The 6000-nt window shown below is 67.5% G+C and carries 5 protein-coding genes and 1 riboswitch; all 5 genes read right to left on the bottom strand.

Going from position 1 to position 6000, the window contains the following annotated elements; translation table 11 throughout:
• Positions 1-96: 96 nt before the first annotated feature.
• The 5 genes from ABT254_RS37820 to thrC all read right to left on the bottom strand — a co-directional run bounded on the left by ABT254_RS37820 (position 97) and on the right by thrC (position 5725).
• Positions 97-1212, bottom strand: a complete 1116-nt coding sequence (locus tag ABT254_RS37820; RefSeq protein ID WP_351480781.1) for an NADH:flavin oxidoreductase — start codon at positions 1210-1212, stop codon at positions 97-99.
• 165 nt (positions 1213-1377) lie between these two features.
• Entirely contained in the window at positions 1378-3000 is a 1623-nt protein-coding gene (gene groL / locus ABT254_RS37815) for a chaperonin GroEL (RefSeq protein ID WP_351480779.1), read from the bottom strand.
• 385 nt (positions 3001-3385) lie between these two features.
• Positions 3386-3592 carry a cold-shock protein gene (locus tag ABT254_RS37810; RefSeq protein WP_016436693.1) on the bottom strand — a complete coding sequence of 69 codons (207 nt, stop codon included), beginning with the start codon at positions 3590-3592 and terminating at the stop codon, positions 3386-3388.
• Positions 3593-4043: 451 nt separating this feature from the next.
• Complete coding sequence (locus tag ABT254_RS37805) at positions 4044-4319, bottom strand: MoaD/ThiS family protein (protein ID WP_030941262.1); 276 nt, start codon at positions 4317-4319, stop codon at positions 4044-4046.
• A 119-nt stretch (positions 4320-4438) separates the two neighbouring features.
• Complete coding sequence (thrC, locus tag ABT254_RS37800; protein WP_351480774.1) at positions 4439-5725, bottom strand: threonine synthase; 1287 nt, start codon at positions 5723-5725, stop codon at positions 4439-4441.
• A gap of 18 nt (positions 5726-5743) precedes the next feature.
• A riboswitch (SAM riboswitch) is annotated at positions 5744-5900 on the bottom strand.
• Positions 5901-6000: the final 100 nt, after the last annotated feature.

Here is a 6000-nt window from a genome sequence, read left to right as displayed (position 1 = left end):
CTGCGGCAGCCGCAGCAGGTGGGTGTTGTTGGCGGCGTTGGCCACGAACAGCGCCACGTGCGCCTCGGGCAGCCGGAAAGCGGGGCACGGCCCAGCTCAGCTCAGGGTCTTCAACGCACTCGCCGAGTACGGCTGAAGCTCCTCACTCCGCCCGGCCAACACCTTCGCCGCCCACTCGGGATCCTGGAGCAGCGCCCGCCCGACAGCGACGAAGTCGTACTCCTCCCGCTCCAGCCGGTCCAGCAGGTCGTCGATCCCCCGGACCGGCGACCCCTCCCCGGCGAACCCGCGGATGAAGTCCCCGTCGAGCCCGACCGACCCGACGGTGATGGTCGGCCTGCCCGTGAGCTTCTTCGTCCAGCCCGCGAGGTTGAGGTCGGAGCCCTCGAACTCCGGCAGCCAGTACCGCCGCGTGGAGGCGTGGAACGCGTCGACACCGGCCGCGGCCAGCGGGGCGAGAATCGCCTCCAGTTCCTCCGGCGTCTCGGCGAGCCGCGCGTCGTAGGCCTCCTGCTTCCACTGCGAGTACCGGAACAGGACGGGGAACTCCGGCGAGACGGCCTCGCGCACGGCCGCCACGATCTCCGCCGCGAACTTCGTACGGGCCACGGGGTCGCCGCCGTACGCGTCCGTACGACGGTTGGTGCCGGCCCACAGGAACTGGTCGAGGAGGTAGCCGTGCGCGCCGTGCAGTTCGACGCCGTCGAAGCCGATGCGCTCGGCGGCGACCGCGGACTCGACGAACGCGCCGATGACGGCGTCGATGTCGGACTGCGTCATGGGCGTGGCGTCCTCGACGCCGGTGACACGCAGACCGGACGGGCCGTGCGAGGGCGCGTCCGGGTAGGGGGCGTCACCCTGGTTGCGGACCGTGCCGATGTGCCACAGCTGCGGAACGATCGTGCCGCCCGCCGCGTGCACCGCCTCGGCGACCTTCTGCCAGCCCGCGAGCTGCTCCTCGCCGTGGAACCGGGGGACGCGGTCGCTGTTGCCGGCCGACTCATGGCCCACGTAGGTGCCCTCGGTGACGATGAGCCCGACGCCGGCGGCGGCCCGGCGGGCGTAGTACGACACCACGTCCTCGCCGGGGATGCCGCCCGGGGAGAACATGCGCGTCATCGGCGCCATGACGATGCGGTTGGGGACGGTCAGGCCGTTGATCGCGGTGGGCCGGGAGAGGATCTCGGCGGCGCGGGAGGGGGCGGTGGTCACGTGGGTGGGCTCCTCGTGCGGGGACAGCGTTAACCGGGTATGTGCACACGCATTGTTGCACCCTCTTAATCAAATCTTCTATGACCTCGAACACGCCCGAGGGCGGCACCCCCTGTTTCCAGGGAGTGCCGCCCTCGGTTGGAACCCGGATCAGCCGGAGGCCGATCAGAAGTCCATGTCACCGCCCGGCATACCGCCACCGGCGGGCGCGGCGGCCTTCTCCGGCTTGTCGGCGATGACGGCCTCGGTGGTGAGGAAGAGCGCGGCGATGGAGGCGGCGTTCTGCAGGGCAGAGCGCGTGACCTTCGCCGGGTCGATGATGCCTTCCTTGACCAGGTCGACGTACTCGCCGGTCGCGGCGTTCAGGCCGTGGCCCGGGGTCAGGTTGCGCACCTTCTCCACCACGACACCGCCCTCGAGGCCGGCGTTGACGGCGATCTGCTTCAGCGGGGCCTCGAGCGCGATGCGCACGGCGTTGGCGCCGGTCGCCTCGTCACCCTCGAGGTCCAGCTTCTCGAAGACGGTGGACGCCTGGATGAGCGCGACGCCACCACCGGCGACGATGCCCTCCTCGACGGCGGCCTTCGCGTTGCGGACGGCGTCCTCGATGCGGTGCTTGCGCTCCTTGAGCTCCACCTCGGTGGCGGCACCGGCCTTGATGACCGCGACACCGCCGGCCAGCTTCGCCAGGCGCTCCTGCAGCTTCTCGCGGTCGTAGTCCGAGTCGCTGTTCTCGATCTCGGCACGGATCTGGTTGACCCGGCCCTGCACCTGCTCCGTGGAGCCGGCGCCGTCGACGATGGTGGTCTCGTCCTTGGTGATGACCACCTTGCGGGCGCGGCCCAGCAGGTCGAGGGAGGTGTTCTCCAGCTTGAGACCGACCTCCTCGGAGATGACCTCGCCACCGGTGAGGATGGCGATGTCGTTCAGCATCGCCTTGCGGCGGTCGCCGAAGCCCGGGGCCTTGACCGCGACGGACTTGAAGGTGCCGCGGATCTTGTTGACGACCAGGGTCGACAGGGCCTCGCCCTCGACGTCCTCGGCGATGATCAGCAGCGGCTTGCCCGACTGCATGACCTTCTCCAGGAGCGGGAGCAGGTCCTTGACGGAAGCGATCTTGGAGTTGGCGATCAGGATGTACGGGTCGTCGAGCGACGCCTCCATCCGCTCCATGTCGGTGGCGAAGTACGCCGAGATGTAGCCCTTGTCGAAGCGCATACCCTCGGTGAGCTCCAGCTCCAGACCGAAGGTCTGGGACTCCTCGACGGTGATGACGCCTTCCTTGCCGACCTTGTCCATGGCCTCGGCGATGAGCTCGCCGATCTGGGTGTCGGCGGCGGAGATGGAGGCCGTGGAAGCGATCTGCTCCTTGGTCTCGACATCCTTGGCCTGCTCGAGCAGGGCACCGGAGACGGCCTCGACGGCCTTCTCGATACCGCGCTTGAGGGCCATCGGGTTGGCGCCGGCGGCTACGTTGCGCAGGCCCTCCTTGACCAGGGCCTGGGCGAGCACGGTCGCGGTGGTCGTACCGTCACCGGCGACGTCGTCCGTCTTCTTGGCGACTTCCTTGACCAGCTCGGCGCCGATCTTCTCGTACGGGTCCTCGAGTTCGATCTCCTTGGCGATGGAGACACCATCGTTGGTGATCGTGGGGGCGCCCCACTTCTTCTCGAGGACGACGTTGCGGCCCTTGGGGCCGAGCGTCACCTTCACGGCGTCCGCGAGCTGGTTCATGCCGCGCTCGAGGCCGCGCCGCGCCTCCTCGTCGAACGCGATGATCTTGGCCATGTGAAGTGGTCCCTCCAGGACTGGGGGTGATTCCTTCGGACCGCGCCCGCGCCCGCGACGGACGGCTCGCACACCTCGTGGGTTCCTTCCCCACCCGGCCTGCGGGCCTCACCGACCCGGTCCTTCATTGTCACTCTCACCTTCAGAGTGCTAACGCCAATGATTAGCACTCGACCCATGAGAGTGCAAGGCGCGCTCGCGCAGCGAGTGCTCGTTGAGGGGTGGTGGTCGGGCGACGGGCGGGCGCAAGCGGCTCCCGGGTACTGGGCGACACCCGCCCGGGACCGACCCAGGCCCCCGGACATGCCGAAGGGCCCGCCCCGTGAGGTGCGGACCCTTCGATCAAGAACAGAAGAACGTCGCTGCAGTTAACCCGGCGCGTGCTTCAGCCGGCCGCCAGACGGACCATGTCCGCCTGCGGCCCCTTCTGGCCCTGCGAGATCTCGAAATCGACCCGCTGACCCTCTTCCAGGGTGCGGTAGCCGTCCATCTGAATCGCACTGTAGTGGACGAAAACATCCGCACCACCGTCGACCGCGATGAAGCCGTACCCCTTCTCCGCGTTGAACCACTTGACGGTGCCCTGAGCCATGCCTAACTCCCCTATTACTGGCCCTTGCACAGATCCACACTTCGCGGATCCGGGTCAGACCTCACCCCCCACGGTTGGGGGCGTGCGCCGGAACGCGTCGACCGCGGCTGAATGTATCTGTCCAACTGCCGTCTGCAACAGGTCAATCGGACGAGAATTCCGGGCACGACCGGTCGGGAATTTACGGAGAATTCGCCTGAATTCAGGGCAAGTCGGGCCCCATAAATGGAGCATAAGGCGCAAAAAACCTGCACACTTTGGCTACTTCTCGCTGCCCGAGAAGCAGGAACTCATATGCATGCGGCAAGCGGAGTCGTGCAGGTTCCCCAACTGTACCGTGCTCAACCATGCAGAATTGCCCCCTCCGCTTCTCTCACGGAGGGGGCAATTCGATGAACTCTCGGTAATCAGCGTTACCGACGGTAATAATCGGTCGTCCGACCTGTTTCGCTCAGCCTCCGGCCACGGCCGGAATGATCGAGACGCCCGCCCCGTCCGGAGTCGCCGTCTCCAGCCCCTGCTCGAACCGCACGTCGTCGTCGTTCACGTACACGTTGACGAAGCGGCGCAGCTTCCCCTGGTCGTCGAGAACGCGAGCGGCGATCCCGGTGTGGTTCTTCTCGAGATCGGCGATGACCTCGCCGAGGGTGCCGCCTTCGGCGGTGACCTCGGCCTGCCCGCCGGTGTAGGTGCGGAGAATGGTGGGGATGCGGACGTTGACGCTCACGATGAACCTCCGGTCAGGGAAACGGGCCTTTGTCTTTGGGGGCGCGGGGCCGTGTCGATTTGCGGCTCCGCCGCGGGGCGCGACCAGCCCCCACCGGCCCGCAGACGAACAACTACCTGCTAGGCGAGCCCCGCCTCACGGAACGACTCAAGGCTCGGGCGAATCGTCGCGGTGAGCCCCGTACCGGCCACCGCGTCGAGGGTCTTGAGGCCATCACCCGTGTTCAGCACGACGGTCGTGAGGGCGGGGTCGAGAACACCGTTCTCGATCAACTTGCGGGTCACACCCACGGTCACCCCACCGGCGGTCTCCGCGAAGATCCCCTCGGTCTTGGCGAGCAGCCGAATCGCATCCACGATCTGCTCGTCGTTCACGTCCTCCACCGCCCCACCGGTACGCCGGGCAATGTCGAGAACATAAGGACCATCCGCCGGGTTGCCGATGGCCAGCGACTTGGCGATCGTGTTCGGCTTCTGCGGCCGCACCACGTCGTGCCCGGCCTTGTACGCGACGGAGACAGGGCTGCACCCTTCCGCCTGCGCCCCGAAGATCTTGTACGGCTTGTCCTCGACGAGCCCCAGCTTGATCAGCTCCTGCAGCCCCTTGTCGATCTTCGTGAGCTGAGAGCCGGAGGCGATCGGCACGACCAGCTGGTCCGGCAGCCGCCAGCCGAGCTGCTCGCAGATCTCGTACGCCAGGGTCTTGGAGCCCTCGGCGTAGTACGGCCGCAGGTTGACGTTGACGAAGCCCCAGCCCTCGCCGGCCGGGTCGCCGATCAGCTCGGAGCAGAAACGGTTCACGTCGTCGTAGTTGCCGTCGATGCCGACGAGCTCGCCGCCGTAGACCGCGGCCATGACGACCTTGCCCTGCTCCAGGTCGTGCGGGATGAACACGCAGGACCGGAAGCCGGCGCGGGCGGCCGCGGCACCCACCGCACCGGCCAGGTTGCCGGTCGACGAGCAGGACAGGGTGGTGAAGTTGAAGGCGCGGGCGGCCTCGATGGCCTGGGCGACGACCCGGTCCTTGAAGGAGTGCGTCGGGTTGCCGGAGTCGTCCTTGACGTACAGACCCCCGGTCACGCCCAGCTCGCGGGCGAGGTTGTCGGCCTTGACCAGCTTGGTCCAACCGGGGTTGATGTTGGGCTTGTCGGCCACGTCCGCCGGGACGGGCAGCAGGGGCGCGTAACGCCAGATGTTCGCGGGACCCGCCTCGATCTGCTTGCGGAGCTCCTCGGTGTCGTAGGCCGAGAAGTCGTACGCGATCTCGAGCGGGCCGAAACACTCCTCGCAGGCGAAGACCGGGCCGAGGGGCACCTGGTGACCGCACTCGCGGCAGGAGAGCGCCGCGGCGGGACCGAGGTCGACGGTCGTGGAGTCGGTGGTGCTTGCAACAGTCTGCGCAGCCATGTGAGGCGAGGCCCTTTCTCCTCATCTTCCTCACGACGCATCTCGCCGTGAGACGGATTTGGCACCTTCCCTAGCCGGGAGCCTCGCGGAACGATCAGCATCGATCGGTACGAGACCGGCTGGAGGGTTGCCGGGGCTTCATCGGGCCGTATCCCTCTGCCCCTCTGGATGAGCGGTATGCGGTTGTAAACGCCGGGCGACCCCCGACATGCGATGGTCACCAGCGTTGTTCAAGACTGTAACCGAAGGCCAGGACAGTTGAGATAGCCGTCCGA

It is taken from the genome of Streptomyces sp. NPDC001137 (assembly GCF_040298885.1).
Taxonomy (GTDB): domain Bacteria; phylum Actinomycetota; class Actinomycetes; order Streptomycetales; family Streptomycetaceae; genus Streptomyces.
The sequence above is the reverse complement of the archived record's forward strand: the minus strand, read 5'-3'. Positions and strand labels throughout refer to the sequence as shown.

Bases quoted from the DNA above. Each gene is read 5' to 3' on its own strand.
- groL (WP_351480779.1), bottom strand. From the start codon at position 3,000: ATGGCCAAGATCATCGCGTTCGACGAGGAGGCGCGGCGCGGCCTCGAG.
- ABT254_RS37810 (WP_016436693.1), bottom strand. From the start codon at position 3,592: ATGGCTCAGGGCACCGTCAAGTGGTTCAACGCGGAGAAGGGGTACGGC.
- thrC (WP_351480774.1), bottom strand. From the start codon at position 5,725: ATGGCTGCGCAGACTGTTGCAAGCACCACCGACTCCACGACCGTCGAC.